Here is a 20,487-nt window from a genome sequence, read left to right on the forward strand (position 1 = left end):
ACAAAATATACGAGACAGGACGAAAATATGCCGCTGACTTCAAAGAAATAATGCCGATTGTATTTGATACACATTTACCAAAATGGAATTACCGTGCAATTCCTCAAGAATAATTAATATCGGGAAGTTGTTTCGTGCTTATTCCTTAGATCCTAAAAATTCTTTTATTGGCGTAATAATTTTCATCTATCTTGATAAGTTCCTATTTTATTTAACTATACGTTTGGGAGTTTTTACACCCTAAATATGGTGCGTAACACTTTATTGCAGCACCTTCTATCAAGGTGCCCCTGGCCTGTCTTCTATGGGATGAATATCTTCAATCCACTTACTTTGTGTCTGGAATACCCAGGTTATTTCACCGCATACTGTTCCATTAACTCATTCTGCACACGAAAAACGTCCCCTTCCGGTACACTCTGTACATAACTACCATCACTTTGCATAATCCAGGCTTGAGAGTTATCTTTCAAGTAGCAGTCAAGATCACTTAATACTCGCGCTTTCAATTGTTTATTTTCGATGGGAAAAGCTGCTTCGACACGCCTAAACATATTACGACTCATCATATCCGCACTGGCTGCATACACTTCTTGATTACCACCATTTTCAAACACATAAACCCGAGTGTGTTCCAGAAAACGACCGATAATTGAGCGCACCTCAATATTTTCAGAAACACCTTTAATACCTGGTCTTAATGAACAAATACCACGCACAATCAGCTTAACTTCCACACCAGCCTGAGAAGCTCGATATAAAGCCTGCATAAGCTTTCCTTCAACTACCGAGTTGACTTTAAAAATAATTTTTGCAGCTTTGCCTTTTTTAGCGAATTCGATCTCTCGTTCAACCTTAGCCATCAGGCCTTTATGCAAGGTAAAAGGTGATTGCAATAATTTATTCAGTTTGGTTACTTTACCCAGACTGGTTAATTGTACAAAGACTTTTCTAACATCCTCACCTAGCTCTTTATTTGAGGAAAACAGACCGTAGTCTGTATAAAACTGAGCGGTTTTAGGATGATAATTACCTGTACCTAAATGCACATAATCTTTAAATTTCTTACCTTCTTTACGTACCACCAAACACATTTTTGCATGTGTTTTGTACCCCACCACACCATAAACTACATTAACGGCTGCATCTTGTAGCTTGGCCGCCAGGGTAATATTCGCTTTCTCATCAAAACGGGCACGTAATTCAATAACCACGGTCACCTCTTTTCCTGCTCTAGCTGCTTTTAGCAAAGCATTGATAATAGGCGAGTCGGAACTGGTGCGGTACAGTGTTTGTTTAATTGCCAATATATCGGGGTCAACCGCTGCCTGACGTACAAATTCAACGACAGGAGCAAAAGACTCATAAGGGTGATGCAGCAATATATCCTGCTTTTTAATGGCCGCAAAATAATTCTTATTTCGCGATAATTGCGCGGGTATTGAAGCTTTATAAGGGATAAACTTTAAATCAGGACGATCAACCAATCCTACAATTTCCTGAACCCGGCTCAGATTGACAGGCCCATTGACTAAAAAAACCTGATCATCAGTAATACCAAAACGTGCTGCTAAAAAGTTAACGGTCTCTTCGGAGCATTTTGAGTCAATTTCCATGCGCACTTCATCACCATAATTACGCATTGCCAATTCACCCTCAACTGCATTTAGCAAATCATCAATCGCATCATCATCTACATAAAGGTCACTATTTCGCGTTACTCTAAACTGGTGGCAATTTTTAACAGTCATACCATTAAACAGTTCATCGACACAGGAATGAATAATAGAAGATAGAAATACAAAGTCATATTCCCCCCCACCCGTTTCTTCTTTAGGTAACCGGATTATCCTGGGTAAAGCCCTGGGAGCTTGCAAAATAGCACGCCCACTATTACGCCCAAAGGCATCTTTCCCCGTTAATGAGATAATAAAATTTAAGCTTTTATTTAATATACGTGGAAATGGGTGCGCAGAATCCAGACCTACTGGCGATAATATAGGCTGTAACTCTTCATGAAAAAATTTCTTTACCCATTGCCTTTGCTGATCTGTCCAGTCACCCCGGCGAATAAAACGGATTTTTTCCTCTGCTAACTGAGGAATCATCAAGTCATGTAGCACACGGTACTGCTCACTAACCAGCTTATGTGCTTTAACGCCAATAACTTTTAGCTGTTCCTCAGCATTCAGCCCATCACAAGCTGTCACATGCGGGTCCATTTCAGCCATTTGAATGACACTGGCCACCCTGACTTCATAAAACTCATCCAGATTAGAACAAGAAATACATAAGTAATTTAAGCGTTCTAATAAAGGTATATTTTCATCTTTAGCCTGTGCCAGAACACGATCATTAAACTCTAAGAGACTGAGCTCCCGATTATAGTATAAAGCAGGGTTATCCAGACTCACTTCTTCAATCACGTCACTGTTATCTTTTGTCTCTGTCATGGTCCTATCTCTTTATCGGATGCGTGCAAAATGTACTTAATTTCCAGGAATTTCTGTAGGGCGCGGCTTCAGCCCGCCAATATCCAAAATGTTTGATACAGGCGGGCTGAAGCCGCGCCCTACGGTTATTTTTAGAAAGGGATAATCATTACTTCAGCGCAGAAAACCCTCGGTTACCTTGTAAGCCGCCCGTATGGACAGCAATAATTTTTTGTCCTGGCTTAAAAAAACCCTGCTTAATTAAAGCATAGATCCCATACAGCATTTTACCAGTATATATAGGCTCAAGCTTAATACTATGCCTTTGCTCAAAGTTGCCAATAAAGTCCAGCAAAACCGGGCTGACTTTAGCAAAGCCGCCAAAATGGTAGTCTAACTTAATAGACCAGCTTTTATTATGACAAGACTTATTTTTTAACATTTGATGTACATCAGCTGATAAACTGAAGTTTCCCAATTATTGAGTAGCTGAAATACACAATGCTGGTGTATCGAGGTTTATTTTAGGTGGTTTTGCCATGTTTATAGCAACCCCCTACTTAATTCCCCTTAGGCAATAGCATTTGAAACGAATGAAAAGACTATTTTTTTCATATAGTTGTAGCATAGTTTCAATTTTACCATAAATAATTATTGGGAAACTTCAGCTGATAAAAACCCCGCCCCCTTTAAAGCGGAAAAACCTAACACCTGCGTCTCTTCAGACACGGCACTAATAATTCCTGCCAGAGTAGTTGCTGTTCCGCATGGCACACACAATACATCATAGTCCAGATCTAACTCATCAACTAACTCCGCTACCCCCTGCAGAGCCAGATCCATGGCTCCTCCCTCTGGCAACCAGTATTCACCACTTTGTATATCAGGTAAAGAATCATATGCTTTATATGTTCTTAATTGGCGATACTCACTGCGAGAAACAAAGCTACCTTCCATTCCCCAGGAAAAAAGATCAGATAACGTTGGATTTACCACTTCGGGTTGTTCACCTCGAATTAGCCCTTGAGTCTTAATACCAAGCATCTGACCAGTATAAGCTAATGCATGTAAATGATTAGAATAAGCACCTCCCATAGAAATAATTTTATGGGTCTTTAAGGATAAAGCGTGATTTAAAATATATTTTAGTTTGCGCCACTTATTACCCGAAATAACCGGATGTAATAAATCATCTCGCTTTATCCAGAGTTCTACGCCCTGCTCTTGTATAAATGGCTCATCTATTTTATTTAAAATTGAACGGCCCAGTTTCTGTTCTAATGCAATCAATTTCTTATTAAGCATGCTTCTGATTTCCTTACTTTTAAGCGATCAATTCATTCATAGAGATCAGACTACAGAGTTTTATGCTAAAAATATAGACACATAACCAAGTAAATTTGTAGTTGAGAGGCGTAGGCAAAAAAAAGCCCCCTTAGCTAAAAGCTTAAGGGGGCAACAAGAGCATTACTGCTCAGATAATACGAGGAGGTGGAAAAATTTAAAATAAAACTTTAACCAGGATCTTTGTTGTGTCTACCAATCCTGGTTTTTAAATACAATACTATGCGTTATTATGTATATCTCTTGGCGCAATATTACTTAAAACAGTTGCGCCTGCAAATAATACCGTTGAGATAATAAACTGGCCTGAAATAGAACCCCAAATACCGGCAATAAATAATACAGCTATTGTTATATCTCTATAAATGTTTGTCATGTTAATATCCTGTTAAAATGCCCTGTAAAACAGGCAAATATATTTCGTCTTTCATTTGCTAGCTATTTTATGCTGCATTGATTAAAACAACAATACACTCAATTTTAAATTAATTGTTTCCTATTTGGAAACATAACCCAAAACACTCTATGTCAGAAGAAATCATCAACTTAGAAGAAAGCACCACCATCGCTTACGAGAAACTGCGTGAAAACATGCCTTCAATTGGCTTTATCAGTCGCAAAAAAAGAGTTAAAGGCTATATACAACTGACTGAAATAGCACAATACATGATCACTAACGAGGAAATAACAGAAGAAGCTGCCTTGCTGATTCTATCCGTCATGATGCGCAAATGCTCTGATTTTCAAAAAGCAGCGATGATGACAGCACTTAGTTTAAACACTATTGGGAAAAACATACTATCCGCAATCGGTCTAAAATTTATTTTAGAAGTGCGTAAAAATCTAAATTTGCCATCTACTCATCATAGCAAAAATGAATCTACAACCCCTGATGAAAAGAATGAACAGGATTAATTTAACGATCACTGCTTAAGCTACTTGATTAAAACTGGACTTCTGAATACAGCTCGTAGATACTAAACATATCTGTATATTACACTCACTGGAGACATAAAAAATGGGATTTCTGCAAGGCAAACGCGTCTTAATTGTTGGCTTAGCCAGCAACCGCTCAATTGCTTGGGGTATAGCAAAAGCAATGCACCGCGAAGGTGCTGAACTCGCCTTTACTTTTCAAAATGAAAAACTACAAGGTCGTGTAGAAAAAATGGCTGCAGAATGCGGCTCAAACATTACTATTGAGTGCGATGTCAGCAGTGATGAACAAATCGACAATGTATTCGCCGAATTAGGTAAACAGTGGGATGGACTAGATTGTATTGTACACTCAGTTGCCTTTGCACCAAGAGAAGCGCTGGATGGTGATTTTGTCGCTGCAACGACGCGTGAAAACTTTAAAATTGCTCATGATATTAGTTCATACAGCTTCACTGCCTTAGCAAGTGCAGGACGTGAAATGATGGCTGGCCGTAATGGTTCTCTACTGACCTTGAGCTATCTAGGTGCTGAACGCGCTATTCCTAATTACAATGTTATGGGAGTTGCTAAAGCCAGCCTAGAAGCCAATGTCCGCTATATGGCTGTCGCTTTAGGCGCCGAAGGAATACGTGTTAATGCTGTTTCTGCAGGACCTATCAAAACATTAGCCTCTGCTGGTATTAACAACTTTAAATCAATGTTAAGTAAAGCAGCTGATACAGCTCCTTTAAAGAAAAATGTAACTATTGACGAAGTCGGTAATGTAGCCGCTTTTCTCTGTTCTGATCTAGCTTCTGGCGTGACTGGCGAAATCACTTATGTAGACTGTGGTTACAATATTGCCGGAATTGCCGCACCCTGATAAGCCAGCCTGGGTAGAGCGGACTTTAGTCCGCTATGCTTGAATTTATAAGTAGCGGACTGAAGTCCGCTCTACCCAGAATACGCTGGTTTTGTTTGCCTTAAAGGCCTGGAAATAGGCACATAGCTGACTAAGTAACCATTCCCACATCACTGAAGACAAAAAGCAAGAAAAATCGATAGAGATTTATGTATTCTGCACTACAATATTAGGAAATTTATTACTATAATCCTTATTTTTCAGTGCTAATTTTGCTGACATTTTACGCGCAATTTCTTTATAGATTTCAGTGGATCGACCATCAGGGTCAGCAACAACAGTGGGTCTTCCACTATCAGCAAACTGGCGTATATGTATATCCAAAGGTAGAGATCCTAATAATTCAATATTATTTTTTTCTGCCATTGCTACCCCACCACCAGAACCAAAGATTGCCTCTTCATGGCCACATTCGCTACAGATATGCATGCTCATATTTTCTACAATACCTAAGACAGGCACGCTCACCTTTTCAAACATGCCCAGGCCACGCTGAGCATCTATCAATGCTATATCTTGAGGAGTGGTAACAATAACAGCTCCGCTGACTGGAATTTGTTGCGATAGTGTTAGTTGAATATCTCCCGTTCCTGGTGGCAAATCAACAATCAAATAATCAATATTAGACCAGTTAGTATCTTTTAATAGTTGCTGTAAGGCATTCGTTACCATTGGACCACGCCATATCATAGGCTGATCAGGCTCTATTAAATAGCCAATCGATATAGTCTGAATACCATAAGCTACTTTAGGCATCATGGTTTTATTATCCTGACTTTCAGGGTACCCAGACAAACCGAGCATAGTTGGAATGCTGGGGCCATAAATATCAGCATCCAGAATACCTACAGTGGCTCCCTCAGCGGCTAGAGCTAAAGCAAGGTTTACTGAAGTAGTAGATTTACCAACGCCCCCCTTACCCGATGCTATTGCAATAATATTTTTGATATTATTGACCGGTTTCAGTGAGTTCTGCACGCCATGAGCAACAATATTAACTGTCATATTAACATCTACTGAACTAACTCCTTCCATTGCAGCAAGCTGATCAGTAATTTGCTGCTTAAACCCCTCTATAAAACTTTTTGCTGGATAGCCTAACTCTATATTTACTGTCACATGTCCGGCTTCGACCATAATAGACTTAACTGAACGTGCACTGACCAAATCAGTTTCAACATTGGGGTCTACTATATTTTTTAATTGATTTTCAATATCTGATTTTTCTATCGTAGGCATACAAACAATCCTGTGGTAAATGAAGCCAATAACCTAGTATTTTAATAGGTTATTATCTAAGTTTCTAGTTTTCCTGCTCATTAACAGTTTTCTATTCGAAATAGTAAACTATTTTATGCCATAATGACGCATTATTTTAGTCACCCATTCCAGGCAGATTTAAACCTTTATGTCAGATCGAAAAATCCTTATCACCAGCGCTCTACCCTATGCTAATGGTCCTATCCACTTAGGTCATCTCGTTGAATATATACAAACTGACATTTGGTCTCGCTTTCAGAAACTACGCGGCAATCAATGCTATTATATTTGTGCTGACGACACCCATGGCACCCCTATAATGTTGAAGGCTGATCGCGAAGGTATTACACCCGAGGAATTAATTGCCCAGGTTGGCCAGGAGCATCTAAAGGATTTTACTGAGTTTGGTATTCAGTTTGATAATTATCACAGCACCCATTCAGAAGAAAATAAATATTTCTCCAGTCTAATTTATGAGCGCCTACGTGACGGTGGTCATATCACCTCACGCAGTATCACTCAGGCCTATGACCCTGTTAAGAAAATGTTTCTACCTGATCGTTTTATCAAAGGTGACTGTCCAAAATGTGACGCTAAGGAACAGTATGGAGATAACTGTGAAGCCTGTGGAGCCACATACTCACCTACTGAGTTAAAAAATGCAATTTCAGCTGTATCAGGTGAAAAACCAATAGAAAAAGATTCAGTGCATTACTTTTTTAAGCTCTCTGATTTTAATGACATGCTTAAATCGTGGACAACTTCCGAAGGCCATTTACAAAAAGAAGTGAGTAATAAATTAGCTGAATGGCTGGAAGATGGTCTACAAGAATGGGATATCTCGCGTGACGCCCCTTATTTTGGCTTTGAAATCCCTGATGCACCCGGCAAATATTTTTATGTCTGGCTAGATGCACCTATCGGCTATATGGCTAGCTTTAAAAACTTTTGTACTCAACAAAATCTTGATTTCGACGAATTCTGGGACAAGGAAAGCAATACAGAGCTTTATCATTTTATTGGTAAAGACATTATCTACTTCCATGCTTTGTTCTGGCCAGCCATGCTAAACGGGGCAGGATTTAGAACACCAAGCGCTGTATTTGCCCATGGGTTTTTAACAGTTAATGGCGAAAAAATGTCCAAATCACGCGGCACTTTTATTAAGGCCAGGACCTATCTAGATCATTTGAATCCTGAATATCTACGCTATTACTTCGCCGCTAAATTGAGTGCTGGTGTCGATGATATTGATCTGAGCTTTGAAGATTTTACTCAGCGAGTTAATTCTGATTTAGTTGGTAAAGTGGTTAATATTGCTAGCCGTTGCAGCGGTTTTATTAAAAAACGTTTTGCTGGCCAATTATCCGCTCATTGTTCAGAACCTGAATTATTTCAACAATTCATTTTAGCCAATAAAGAGATTGCTGCTTTATATGAATCACGCGAATACGGAAAGGCAATGCGTGAAATCATGTCTCTCGCTGACAAAGCTAATCAGTATATCGATGAAAAGAAGCCTTGGCTCATAGCCAAAGAAGAAGGAAAAGGCCAGGAATTACATGACATTTGCTCTATGGGTATTAACCTATTCCGTTTATTAGTAGCTTACTTAAAGCCTGTTTTACCGCAATTGGCAACAGAAAGCGAAGATTTCCTGAATATTTCAGAACAGTTATGGCCTAGTACTGCCGCGCCATTACTCAGCCATAATATCAAGCCATTTAAGGCATTAATGACCCGGGTAGATGAAACTAAAATCACTGAAATCCTCGATGAATCCAAAGAAAACCTAGCCAAAATTTCCGAACCTGTTGCAAAAAAGTTTGACCCTATTAGCGATGAAATTGAATTTGATGATTTTGCTAAAATTGATTTACGAATTGCAAAAATCATTAAAGCTGAACATGTAAAAGGAGCCGACAAATTATTACAGCTAACCGTTGATATCGGTGATGAAACTCGTAATGTTTTTGCAGGCATTAAATCAGCTTATAAGCCCGAAGACTTACAAGGAAAGTTAACGGTAGTAGTTGCTAACTTAAAACCGCGTAAAATGAAATTTGGATTATCAGAAGGTATGGTTCTGGCTGCTGGCCCAGGCGGTGAAGATTTATGGGTATTGCACCCAGATGATGGCGCAACAGCAGGGATGCGAGTTAAGTAGCAACTTATCCCGTAATACTAAACTTGTAGCTGTGTCACTTTAACAGTTACCTGAACCTGACATCTACCTGTTTAAAAATCAGCGTAATATAGATTCTTCACTAGTATGTATATCGGCAAAATTGATTTAACCTTTTTAGAAAATGTCTTGCTAATGTTAGGCGCGTAGAGCGGACTAAAGTCCGTTCTACATTAATGCCTTATTTATCCTCAGAACATTATTCGTCTAACCTACATAATAATGCAGTGGGCTAAATAAATTACTGAAAATGTAAAATATCTTTCATTGCCTTATACGTTTCTTACGTCGACACGCCACCTAGGAACATTAAGGAGAGAAATGTCAATAATATATAGACAGGCTTTTCACCCGCTACATCATCAATAACATATGCAGCATATAAAATAGTTACCAAATAAATTACTTCAGTCATGTTTAATCCTCGTTAGATATTTGTAATAGCTCTGTTTGAAAAGGTTTTCTTTTAAAGCCTTGTATAACCCTCTAGCATAATAGCACAAGTAAAAACCCAGAGGAATATGCCTCTATAAGTATTTACCTAACTCTAAGACAATGGACTCGCGGCCCCATTCACCTTTTTTTCAAACAAAAAAAAGACCCACATTCGTAGGCCTTTTTCTTAAACTCAGCTAATAATAATTATTAAGCTTCTAATTCAGCAAGGCGCCCTGCTAATAACTCTTCTAAAGTCACAAGAGCTTTTTCAAAGCCTTTGATTCCTTCATCAAGTTTTTCAGTTGCCATACGGTTTTCAGCATGCATTTTTTCAAATGTTGCTTTATCAACATTAATTTCAGTAATATCCATTGCCTGTGCTTTAGCTGCATCTAATTTAACAGGTAAATCACCTTCAGTTGATTGTAATTCATCCAATAATCCTGGTGAAATTGTTAATAAATCACAACCTGCTAGTTCAGTAATTTCACCAAGGTTACGGAAACTTGCACCCATTACTTCAGTTGAAAAACCGAATTTTTTGTAATAATTAAAGATTTCAGTAACAGAAACAACACCTGGATCCTCTGCTGGCTCATAAGAATCACGACCTGAATCTTTTTTGTACCAATCAAGAATACGCCCAACAAAAGGAGAAATTAGAGTGATACCATTTTGCGCACAAGCAATTGCCTGATGCTTACCAAAAACTAAGGTCAAATTAGTATGAATACCTTCTTCTTCAAGAACTTTAGCAGCCTGAATACCTTCCCAGGTTGCAGCAACTTTAATCAGAATACGCTTACGATCGACACCCGCAGATTCATATTGTGCGATTAAATCGCGTCCTTTAGCAATAGTTGCATCAGTATCATAAGATAAGCGAGCATCAACTTCAGTAGAAACACGCCCTGGTACGATTTCCAGGATTTTTAAACCGAAAGATACCGCTAAACGATCAAATGCCAGCCCAACCACATCTCCTGCAGATGCTGCAGCACCCAATGTTGAACGCGCAGCTGTTAATGTATCATCAACAACAGCCTGATATTGTGGCATTTGTGCAGCCGCAGTAATCAACGAAGGATTCGTTGTTGCATCACGTGGAGTGAATTTCTCAATCGCGCCTATATCACCAGTGTCAGCAACAGCAACCGTTACCGCTTTAAGTTGGTCTAAAAAATTAGCCATAGTTAGGTACCTATAATAATTAAAATTTAAAAAAGTCAACACACTCATCAAGCGCGCCGAATACTACTGATAGGGTTTGAAAATCTTAGCCGTATTTTAATCAATAGCTCAGTTCACTTATCAGGACTTTGCCCTGACAAAAGCATTGCCATTCATTATATTTGGAATATACAATAGATATTGTTCAGCAAGATAAAACCTGTTTTCCTTAATTCATGCATAATTAAGGAAAACAGCCTTAAATCAGAAATTCTTTAAACATTTGATGCTTGTCATTACCTTCGGCTAAAAAGCCGAAAGTAATTTATGCAATATAGAATATTTAATAATCTAAAAGATTCTTATGCAGGCGTTAATGCAGCTGTCTGCCTTGCAGCAACACCTTGTTTGGCAATATATTTAGCAACACTACTGGTTAATCTTGTAGGTTTATTTTCTAAATATTTAGTAACACTACTAGGTTCAACTACTACTACCTCTGGCTTATTTTTATCTGCTAGAGACTTGTTAATCACGTATCTGTCAACACTACTTACTGTCGCTTCAACACGGTTCTTCAAATACTTTGCTACGCCCGTTGTAGCAGGTTTATTTGCGACAATATTGCTTAAGTATTTAGCGACACCTGTAACAGCTAGCTCTTCTTCCTGAGCAGCTAAACAAGCCTGCTCCTGACTTTCAACATATCTAGCTACACCACTTAATTCTTCATTTTCAGCACTCATCAAGCTCTCCTCTGTTTTTCTAAGTTCTATCGTTGCATTAATGCGAGCATTTATCACATCTTTCTCAGCATCAGTTAGTTCTATCGTTGTAGCACTACGAGTATTGATATATTCAGCAACACCACTTAACTTTTTTGAATAGCCATGTCGCTCAACAGGATTATCACTTTGTGCATTTATATATTTAGCAACACCTGTTAAATCTTCATCTGAAGATTCTACGGGCGCAACATCACGATAGACATCCTGCCTAGTTTGTTTACTGGAAAAAATTCCGGATAAAAAACCCATTATAATTACCCTTTGTTGCGCATATATCTTTCAACGCCGGTTGTTTTTGCAGAAGCCGCTTTTTTTGCAGCTACAACTTTTTTAGCAACATATTTGGCAACACCTGATTTCGGTGTAGGCTGATGTAATTCTAGATATTTAGCGACGCCAGAAAGTTTAGGCGATTTTTTTTCTAAGTATTTAGCAACACCTGTCAAACCATCTGAGTAAGTTGCTTTAGTTGCAACAGCTGCACTACTTTTAGATTTTTTAAGAAACAGAAAACCAGCTACAGCTAATACCAATACTGCAAAAAGAGGGTTAATTGAAGCATCTTCACTGCTTTCAGCTGCCTTAGCTTCTGCTACTTGCTCAGCTTTTTCTTCCCACATGGCTAAAGGAATCGATTTACTCGTCCCTGCGCCACTGTTATGCTTATAATCTGTGTCATGGTATAACACTTCTGGTTTAAAAGTAGCTGCTGGGTAATTAGCATCTGCTTTTGATTTTTCACCAAAAGACGCCTTAGCTGAAGAGCTAGATGATTCAGAGCTTTCATGCTGATAATTATTATCCTGATAGACAACTTTAGGTTGAAAATCAGCTGCTGGATATTGAGTACCTGCCGTCACAAAAGGACTTGCAAGTAATAAGGCCGTAAATATGCCTTTTTTAATATTATTTTTTTTCACGCAATTCACCTATATGTCGTAAGAAACGAATGAAGCCACTGACGCAGTATAACTAATCAGTGGCTATTCGTAAACGAGGAAGTATGATCCTCTTATCTGTACCTTAGACTACAATACTTCTTTGACAGTCTTAACAACGTTCTCAACTGTGAAGCCAAAGTGCTCCATTAATACGCCACCTGGTGCAGATTCACCAAACGTATCAATACCAACAACGCCGCCTTCTAGTCCTACATATTTACGCCAGAAGTCAGTAACACCCGCTTCAACAGCAATGCGTTTTACTCCAGGAGTTAGCACGCTATCTTTATATGCCTGGTCTTGACGATCAAACACATTAGTCGATGGCATAGAAACAACACGTACATTAATTCCTTCAGCAGCAAGAGCTTCTTGTGCTTTTGCAGCTAAATCTAGTTCAGAACCAGTACCAATAATGATAGCAGCTGCATCACCTTTTGCTTCTGATAACACATAACCACCTTTGCGTATTGCAGCAAAATCAGCCGTATCATGTTTACGCCCAGGAATCCCTTGACGACTGAACACTAAACTAGAAGGTCCATCCATACGCTCAACAGCAGCAGTCCAGGCAACAGCAACCTCAGTTGAATCTGCAGGACGCCAGACATCCATATTAGGAATCAAACGCATTGCCGATGTATTTTCAATTGGCTGATGCGTAGGTCCATCTTCACCCTGACCGATAGAGTCATGAGTCAATACTGCAATGGTGCGAATTTTCATCAATGCAGCCATGCGGAACGCACTTTTTGCATAATCAGAGAACATATGGAATGTGCCACCGAATGGAATTAATCCACCGTGTAACGACATTCCATTCATGATTGCGTACATACCAAATTCACGTACACCGTAAGAGATGTAGTTACCTGGCTCTTTACCGCTGACATGTTTGAAACTATCACAGCTCGTTAAGTTAGACCCTGTTAAATCAGCTGATCCACCTAAGAATTCAGGTAATACAGGAGCTAATGCTGCAATTGTTTTTTGTGATGCTTGACGTGATGCTAAGTTAGCCGCAGCTTCGTTAGTTTCAGCAATCATTGCATCAGTGGCTTCTTTCCAGTTCGCTGGTAAGTCACCTGCCATACGGCGTGTAAATTCTGCCGCTTCTGCTGGAAATGCTGCTTCGTAAGCTGCAAATTTCTCATCCCAGCTTTTCTCTGCAGCAGAACCTTTTTCTTTGCCATCCCATCCTGCATAAATTTCATCAGGAATTACGAATGGTGCTGGTTCCCAGCCTAATTCTTTACGCGTTAATGCAACTTCTTCATCACCCAATGCTGCACCATGACAATCATGGCTACCGCTCTTATTAGGTGAGCCAAAACCAATAATTGTTTTACAACAAATTAATGAAGGCTTATCAGTTACTTTTTTCGCTTCTTCTATCGCTGCATTGATTGCATCAGCATCATGACCGTCAACAGAAATAACATGCCATTGGTAAGCTTCAAAACGCTTAACTGTGTCATCTGTATACCAACCGTCAATGTGCCCATCAATTGAGATGTTATTATCATCCCAAAATGCGATTAATTTGCCTAAACCCCATGTACCCGCTAAAGAACAAGCTTCATGAGAAACACCTTCCATCAAACAACCATCACCTAAAAATACATAAGTGTTATGGTCTACGATGTCATGCCCTGGCTTATTGAATTGGTCTGCCATTAGCTTTTCAGCCATTGCAAAACCAACACCATTAGTGATACCTTGACCTAGAGGACCTGTTGTTGTTTCAATGCCAGGCGCATAGCCATACTCAGGGTGACCTGCACATTGTGAATGTAGTTGACGGAATGATTCTAATTGTTTCATTTCCAGATCGTAACCTGTCAAATGTAACAATGAATAAATCAACATTGATCCGTGACCATTAGATAAAACAAAACGATCACGATCAGCCCATTTAGGGTTCGTCGGGTTATGCTTTAAGTGGTCATTCCACAATACTTCGGCGATATCCGCCATGCCCATAGGTGCACCAGGATGACCTGATTTTGCTTTTTGAACAGCATCCATGCTTAAAGCGCGTATGGCGTTCGCAAGTTCTCTACGCGAAGACATATAGTTCTCCAGAGTTTTTTTAAATTATTAAACGAAAAATAGACATGAGTATTCTTCATATCTATTTGTGTGATTCTTTTAGCATTAAAAAAAACGAGCGGCATAAGCCACTCGTTTTATTATGCTATTCCATGTTGGCGTGTCTTTCTCTCATTTTTTCTTCCGGGATTTCTTTTTCCCAGATAAGATGTGAGACAACAGATTCTAAGAAACATAAGGTAGATAGTTCAAAAACAGTCCCCATTGGCATACCTTTTACTGTTTGATACAGCTCTTGTTTACCAATCTGGATAACACCATCCGCCAGGTCGCCGATAGTTGATTCAGCTTTTGAGCAAATCAATACAATTTTCGCACCCACACTTTTTGCTTTGTTGGTAAACGCGACTAATTGTTCAGTTTCTCCAGATCCTGAAATGATGATTAATAAATCACCTTTTTTGATGCTTGGAGTAACGATTTCCCCTACCATGCTAACATCGTAACCACTGTGCATTAAACGCATGCCCAGAAAGTTTCCGACTAACTTAGAACGCCCAGCACCGGAGATAAATATCCGCCGAGCCTTATCGAACATCCCTGTCATTTGTTCTGCGTAAGAAATATCAGTCGCATCAAGAATTTCTGAAATCTTATTGACGACCAACTTCTGGTTTTCTTGTTGCCACATAATATTGCTCCGACTTATGCAGCGTCAACTAGTTCACGTAATTCACGAGCTGAATCTGCTGGAGAATCTGCACCGTAAATAGCCGCACCAACAACAATGATGTCTGCGCCTGCACGAACTACATCTTGAATTGTAGATGAGTTGATACCACCCGCAACTGAAACACGAACGTCTAAGCCTAGATTAGCAATCATTGCTAAGTCATCAAAAGGTGTGTCGCCAGCTGCTTGAGCATCAAGACCTGTGTGTACACCAACGATTTGCGCGCCAGCTTCTACACATGCTAGTGAACATGCTGCTTTATCGCCAACATTGATTAAATCAATTTGTGCTTCTGCACCACATGCATTTGCAGCACCGATAACACCTGCGCAAGTTGCTAAACCTGAGACACCTAGTACTGTACAGATATCTGCGCCAGCTTCGTAGAAAGGAGCTGCTTCATATCCGCCAGCATCCATTGTTTTTAAATCAACTAAAAGTAGGTGATTAGGGAATCTTGATCTTAATTCTTTTACTAAGTTAATACCATTGTGCTTGATACATGGTGTACCGATCTCGAAGATATCAACAGAATCTGCTACCTGCTCAGCAAGTGCTACAGTTGCGTCGAAATCTAGTGAATCTAATGCCATTTGAATTAATGGTGTTGCCATGTTATGTACTCCGATTTAGTTATAATTTTGTTACATACTTTTATTTTTATGCGGACAGAACTTTAAATCAGAATGCAGTCTAATGTCAAACTCTAATAGCTTCATTAAAGCATTAACTGACTTCTGATCATTCTATTCGCATCCCTTTTTAAGCTTTGCTTAAGCCTTTGTTACACAATTTATTATTATTGTTCTTAATTAACAGCAAGCAACCCTGTATAGCTCAAGATAAACATTTACATCTGTAATAATAAATTCTGTGTTTAAAGAAATATTCCTTTTTTCTTTAATTAATTTTCGCTGGCATAGTCTATATATTCAAAAACAGTGACAATTTTCTTTACTTTTGCAACATTCTGCACTGCTTTTGCCGCTGCCTCGCCTTCCTCTTTATGTACAAGCCCCATTAGGTAAACCACTTTATTCTCAGTAACAACCTTTACCCGTGTTGCATCAAAGCCTGGTTTATCCTTTATCTGAGAGAGAGCATCTTTAACCTTAATGGTTAGCATCGAATCTTCGCTACGCGCGCCCAGAGTGGATACGGGGCCCAAAGCCATTTCGTTATGAACTAATTTTACACCTGAAATAATCCTGACATTAGCAATTATTATTTCGCGTATATCTTCTGTTTCTGCTTCACCTGTTATTAACACTTTACCATTATAAGATGTAATATTAAAGTGTGATTTACCTTTTATCTCATCCAGGCCATGTAACTCAATAATAGCACTATCCTCTATTTTCTCATCTAGAGTAATAGCTGCACTATCGCGCCTATCATGCAAAAAAGCAAGCCCGGTTATTTCAGCCAAGCCCTGCCCTATACTGCCACATGCTGTCAGCATTAAAACACAAATAAGAATCAGACTTTGCTTCATATTAACTGGTTTCCAAATAATTGACTATCAACTAAATCACACAAACAATGCGTTATCAAAAGGTGCGCCTCTTGAATTCTTTGCACCGACTGACTAGGCACACTAATACAGACATCAGACTCATGTAACAAGCTAGGCAATGTCGTTTCATTCTCACCGACCAGTAAAATCACCGAAATTTGTGTATCATGCGCGGCATTAATTAACTTTATCAAGTTTAGCGGGCTGCCTTCAACGCTATATATCAACAACACATCTGCTGCCTGCCCTAAGGCTCGTAGCTGCTTAGCAAAAATATCATCGTAGTGATGCATACTTGCAATCGAGGTAATCATTTGCACATCATTTACCAGAGATATCGCCGGCAAGGAAGGCCGTACGCGATCATATCGATTAATCATTATAGAAGTAAAATACTGCGCATTCGAGATAGAAACAGCATTACCGCAACTTAAAACCTTTTTATCTGCCAATAGAACATTAACAATTTGTTGCGCAGCGAACTCGATAAAATCGCTTAACTCATCCAGAACCAGTTGTTGCGTCTGAATACTTTCAATGATTTGATGATTAATATTTTTTTGCAAGCCCATATTTTAAAATGCGTTTTTTATCCAGTCAGGCCGAGCGTCTCCAGTTATCGCTAATACATCAAAACGAATAGGCTGATTTATTTTATGCGTCATTATATAGTGTTTAGCCGCTGCGACAATATGTGACTGCTTTTTCGCCGTCACACTTTCAACAGCACTGCCATAACTATCATTTTTCCTATAGCGCACCTCAACAATAACTAATGCACCCTGTTCCTGCATCAATAAATCCAGCTCTCCCCACCGGCACCTATAATTGCGCGCCTGCAATACTAGTCCTTGATTAAGCAGATAACGCAATGCCAGATCTTCATACTGCCGACCCCGCTGTATACTATTTGTAGATTTGTCCACCACCCATTCCTCTCTATACTATAGGGAGTTAGGCATTGTAGCAGCTGGCTCTTCCATACTTTCTTCTGCCATTTCAACTAGCACCGCCGCCCCATCTTTGAATTCAGCACACACCAAATGACGTTCAATACGATTATTTTCATTCAATAACAAATCACCCGTTGCACCTTTATAAGAAATAGATCCCAGATCATTCAGATGAGCAATCACAGCATAAGCATCTATACCAAAAGCCACTAAGCTTAAATACCCATTCGGAAACTGCACCTGCAGATCCTGCAAAGCCGACATACTCAACTCCCCCTGAAAGGCTTCATCGAACAACCAGGGAATAGTACAAAAGTTTATACCCTCAAGATCTATATCTTGATTCTTATCAGCTTGCCCCTTATAAACCTGAGATAGACCATATACAGTAACCGAGCCCGCACGATTATGATAGAACTGCGGATTAATTAATCGCGCCTTTTGATTGCTAGCGGCCAGAAAGATTACATCAACATCCTGCCGTCGCCTTGACTCATACCCAGCAGTACCAATTACCTTCTGTAATCGCTGCGACCTATATTCACTTTCATTAATATTTAGCATTTGCCTAACAGGGAAACTAAAGTCTCTGGCTGCCGAGTCAAACATTTGAACCTGTATAATATTTCCATTGACAGCCTCCCAGGCATTTTGAAAATATTGACTTACCCGCTCCCCATTAGCTGTTGCTGGCACAAGAATAATCGCATTCTCATGCCCTGAAAACCTGGCCTGACTAACTGCCTGGCGCACCTCATCGATAGGACTTAATGCAAACTGATACAAATTTGTTTTTGCCAGTCCTTCGACATAATTTAGCGCCATCACTGGCACAATTAATTCACGACTACCTGCCAGTTCCTGGATATATTTTTTATTAAGCGGCCCAATAACCAACTGGACGCCATCAGCAACAGCCCGATCATATAAGACCGATATACTCGATTGCTGCGTATCATAAAAGTGAATATTAGGCTGCACGCCAGCCACTGCCTGCCGCTCATAAGCCGCCATAAAACCCGCTTTTAAAGCGTTCGCATGCAAACCATAAGGTCCCGACCCAGGCAAAAACAAGGCTATATCTCTGACATTCCCTAACTTAATCCCTGAAACTAAAAAATACCCTGATGCAATTAACGGCTGCGCCGGATGCCTAGGGTATTGATCCGCCCATTCATTTAAAGCTTGCTGTTGTTGCTCACCACTCGGAAAGTTTCGCCTGACTTGCTCCAATGCCAGCCACCCGGAATAAACAGTAGATGTCTGCGGCTGCGTGCGCTGTCTCTGTAAAGTTTGTTCTGACATTAAACTTAACAGCTCCAGGATAGCTCGGTTATTACTTTCTTTTTTCTGACCCGAGTGCTGGTATAAATCCAGCGCAATCCTTTCGCGCACACTCTTAACAATTTCTCCTGACAATGCATATGCAAAGGCAGTCATTTCATAATAAGTAGTCTTTTCAGAATGACTTAATGCAGACACAGAAATACGCATTAAATAATCTAAAGCCTGCTCAATATTGCCCGAATTTAAATCCAGCTGGGCATACATCAGATTTAAATGATTAAGCTGCTCGCCAGTTAGATTTTTTACTGAGATTAAGTCCAGGTTTATTTTTGCCTGATCATCCAGTGGTATTTTTAAAAAGGCCTGCGCTGCCTTTAGGCGTAAAATATTTTGTCGCACGGAAATTTGCTGCGCAAGGCGCTGGTACAACAACGCAGCCTCACTATAATCCCCTTGCACAAATAACTGCCCAGCTTTACGCTCTTCAACACTCTCTTTTCCTGCTGAAGACCCAAGTCCGCCAGTCTGCAAAGAACAGGCAGAGATTAGCAATAACACACTTAGCAGCGAGAATTTGATAATATCCTGGCTTTTTAATATTTGCTCTGTATAACGTTTCATAAATACCAATATCAATTACATTACTTACACTTCAGGATTCTAATATGCCAACCCAGCATGGCCAATTATATGTTGTTGCAACCCCTATCGGCAATTTAGCTGATTTTAGCATCAGGGCTATCGAAACATTACAGCAAGTCGATCTAATCTGTGCAGAAGATACAAGACATGCACGCGCATTGCTGCAACACCACGGCATTACAACACATTGCATCGCACTTCATCAACACAACGAGCAACAAAAAGCAGCGGGGCTAATCCAGCAGATTCAGCAAGGAACCTCCATTGCCATTATTTCAGATGCAGGAACCCCTCTTATAAGTGACCCAGGCATGCCGGTTGTCGCTTTGGCACAAAATGCTGGCATTAAAGTATCCCCCATACCCGGCGCATGTGCATTAATAGCCGCCTTATCTGCATCAGGACTTGCGGTTACTCAATTTACATTTCTAGGTTTTCTGCCTCGCACCTCTAACGCACGAACCAGTCTATTTGAGGAACAGAAAAATAATACTTCCACATGGATATTCTACGAATCCTGTCATCGAATAGACGCTTGCCTTAAAGACCTGGCTAGCGTATTTCCAGCAAGCCATGAGATAGCTATTGGCCGTGAAATAACAAAATTACACGAAACTATCATAAAATCCAGCATCCAGGAAATGCTGACACTATTTGCACAAGACAGTAATATGCAGCGTGGCGAATTAGTCGTCATGGTGTCTGGCAGCAAAATAGAAAAAAAACCTGAATCATTAAGCGACCAACAATTAAATACATTAAAAACGCTATTATCCGAGTGCTCAATCAAAACTGCCGTAAAATTAGCCACAGAGATTACAGGTGCACGAAAAAAACTACTCTATCAAACCGCCTTAGAGTTATCGGATACTCAAAAATAATCCACTTTTCGTTTCTTATGGACGT

At 39.7% G+C, this 20,487-nt stretch carries 19 protein-coding genes; 4 read left to right on the top strand and 15 right to left on the bottom strand.

Features of this window, described 5'->3' with window-relative positions; all coding sequences use genetic code 11:
• Nucleotides 1-353: 353 nt before the first annotated feature.
• The 4 genes from ppk1 to CDZ78_RS21680 all read right to left on the bottom strand — a co-directional run bounded on the left by ppk1 (nucleotide 354) and on the right by CDZ78_RS21680 (nucleotide 4,152).
• Nucleotides 354-2,453, bottom strand: coding sequence for a polyphosphate kinase 1 (gene ppk1 / locus CDZ78_RS03735; RefSeq protein WP_087868768.1), 2,100 nt, complete (start codon nucleotides 2,451-2,453; stop codon nucleotides 354-356).
• 148 nt (nucleotides 2,454-2,601) lie between these two features.
• Nucleotides 2,602-2,910 (bottom strand): hypothetical protein, encoded by a 309-nt coding sequence (locus tag CDZ78_RS03740; RefSeq protein WP_140413867.1) that lies wholly within the window; start codon nucleotides 2,908-2,910, stop codon nucleotides 2,602-2,604.
• A gap of 173 nt (nucleotides 2,911-3,083) precedes the next feature.
• Complete coding sequence (locus CDZ78_RS03745; protein ID WP_087868770.1) at nucleotides 3,084-3,737, bottom strand: 1-aminocyclopropane-1-carboxylate deaminase/D-cysteine desulfhydrase; 654 nt, start codon at nucleotides 3,735-3,737, stop codon at nucleotides 3,084-3,086.
• A 259-nt stretch (nucleotides 3,738-3,996) separates the two neighbouring features.
• Nucleotides 3,997-4,152: a hypothetical protein gene (locus CDZ78_RS21680; RefSeq protein ID WP_167374164.1), complete on the bottom strand. Its 156-nt coding sequence runs from the start codon at nucleotides 4,150-4,152 to the stop codon at nucleotides 3,997-3,999.
• A 149-nt stretch (nucleotides 4,153-4,301) separates the two neighbouring features.
• Here CDZ78_RS21680 and CDZ78_RS03750 point away from each other — a divergent pair, with 149 nt between their 5' ends.
• Both CDZ78_RS03750 and CDZ78_RS03755 read left to right on the top strand, forming a co-directional pair.
• Nucleotides 4,302-4,691 carry a hypothetical protein gene (locus CDZ78_RS03750; RefSeq protein ID WP_087868771.1) on the top strand — a complete coding sequence of 130 codons (390 nt, stop codon included), beginning with the start codon at nucleotides 4,302-4,304 and terminating at the stop codon, nucleotides 4,689-4,691.
• A gap of 103 nt (nucleotides 4,692-4,794) precedes the next feature.
• Entirely contained in the window at nucleotides 4,795-5,577 is a 783-nt protein-coding gene (locus CDZ78_RS03755; protein WP_087868772.1) for an enoyl-ACP reductase FabI, read from the top strand.
• Between the two features lie 186 nt (nucleotides 5,578-5,763).
• Here the strand turns inward: CDZ78_RS03755 and apbC are convergent, their stop codons facing one another.
• Nucleotides 5,764-6,855, bottom strand: a complete 1,092-nt coding sequence (gene apbC / locus CDZ78_RS03760) for an iron-sulfur cluster carrier protein ApbC (RefSeq protein ID WP_087868773.1) — start codon at nucleotides 6,853-6,855, stop codon at nucleotides 5,764-5,766.
• Nucleotides 6,856-7,024: 169 nt separating this feature from the next.
• Between apbC and metG the strand changes: the two genes are divergently transcribed.
• Nucleotides 7,025-9,043 (top strand): methionine--tRNA ligase, encoded by a 2,019-nt coding sequence (gene metG, locus CDZ78_RS03765; protein ID WP_087868774.1) that lies wholly within the window; start codon nucleotides 7,025-7,027, stop codon nucleotides 9,041-9,043.
• Between the two features lie 663 nt (nucleotides 9,044-9,706).
• On the opposite strand, the gene CDZ78_RS03770 is transcribed toward metG, so the two are convergent.
• The 10 genes from CDZ78_RS03770 to CDZ78_RS03815 all read right to left on the bottom strand — a co-directional run bounded on the left by CDZ78_RS03770 (nucleotide 9,707) and on the right by CDZ78_RS03815 (nucleotide 19,560).
• Nucleotides 9,707-10,690 carry a transaldolase gene (locus CDZ78_RS03770; RefSeq protein ID WP_087868775.1) on the bottom strand — a complete coding sequence of 328 codons (984 nt, stop codon included), beginning with the start codon at nucleotides 10,688-10,690 and terminating at the stop codon, nucleotides 9,707-9,709.
• Nucleotides 10,691-11,031: 341 nt separating this feature from the next.
• A complete protein-coding gene (locus CDZ78_RS03775) occupies nucleotides 11,032-11,706 on the bottom strand; it encodes a hypothetical protein (protein WP_087868776.1) in 675 nt (224 codons plus the stop codon).
• A gap of 5 nt (nucleotides 11,707-11,711) precedes the next feature.
• Nucleotides 11,712-12,377: a hypothetical protein gene (locus CDZ78_RS22545; protein ID WP_174664550.1), complete on the bottom strand. Its 666-nt coding sequence runs from the start codon at nucleotides 12,375-12,377 to the stop codon at nucleotides 11,712-11,714.
• Between the two features lie 108 nt (nucleotides 12,378-12,485).
• Entirely contained in the window at nucleotides 12,486-14,471 is a 1,986-nt protein-coding gene (gene tkt / locus CDZ78_RS03785; protein ID WP_087868777.1) for a transketolase, read from the bottom strand.
• A gap of 124 nt (nucleotides 14,472-14,595) precedes the next feature.
• Complete coding sequence (hxlB, locus tag CDZ78_RS03790; protein WP_087868778.1) at nucleotides 14,596-15,141, bottom strand: 6-phospho-3-hexuloisomerase; 546 nt, start codon at nucleotides 15,139-15,141, stop codon at nucleotides 14,596-14,598.
• Nucleotides 15,142-15,155: 14 nt separating this feature from the next.
• Nucleotides 15,156-15,797 (bottom strand): 3-hexulose-6-phosphate synthase, encoded by a 642-nt coding sequence (gene hxlA, locus CDZ78_RS03795; protein WP_087868779.1) that lies wholly within the window; start codon nucleotides 15,795-15,797, stop codon nucleotides 15,156-15,158.
• A gap of 290 nt (nucleotides 15,798-16,087) precedes the next feature.
• Nucleotides 16,088-16,678, bottom strand: coding sequence for a BON domain-containing protein (locus CDZ78_RS03800; RefSeq protein ID WP_087868780.1), 591 nt, complete (start codon nucleotides 16,676-16,678; stop codon nucleotides 16,088-16,090).
• Entirely contained in the window at nucleotides 16,675-17,271 is a 597-nt protein-coding gene (locus tag CDZ78_RS03805; RefSeq protein WP_087868781.1) for an SIS domain-containing protein, read from the bottom strand. The genes CDZ78_RS03800 and CDZ78_RS03805 overlap by 4 nt, the downstream gene beginning before the upstream one ends.
• A gap of 3 nt (nucleotides 17,272-17,274) precedes the next feature.
• Entirely contained in the window at nucleotides 17,275-17,625 is a 351-nt protein-coding gene (locus CDZ78_RS03810) for a YraN family protein (RefSeq protein WP_230990816.1), read from the bottom strand.
• Nucleotides 17,626-17,643: 18 nt separating this feature from the next.
• Complete coding sequence (locus tag CDZ78_RS03815; protein WP_087868782.1) at nucleotides 17,644-19,560, bottom strand: penicillin-binding protein activator; 1,917 nt, start codon at nucleotides 19,558-19,560, stop codon at nucleotides 17,644-17,646.
• A gap of 44 nt (nucleotides 19,561-19,604) precedes the next feature.
• Here CDZ78_RS03815 and rsmI point away from each other — a divergent pair, with 44 nt between their 5' ends.
• Nucleotides 19,605-20,462 (top strand): 16S rRNA (cytidine(1402)-2'-O)-methyltransferase, encoded by an 858-nt coding sequence (gene rsmI, locus CDZ78_RS03820; protein ID WP_087868783.1) that lies wholly within the window; start codon nucleotides 19,605-19,607, stop codon nucleotides 20,460-20,462.
• Nucleotides 20,463-20,487: the final 25 nt, after the last annotated feature.

Source organism: Bathymodiolus platifrons methanotrophic gill symbiont, from assembly GCF_002189065.1.
In the GTDB taxonomy this organism is placed as follows: domain Bacteria; phylum Pseudomonadota; class Gammaproteobacteria; order Methylococcales; family Methylomonadaceae; genus Methyloprofundus.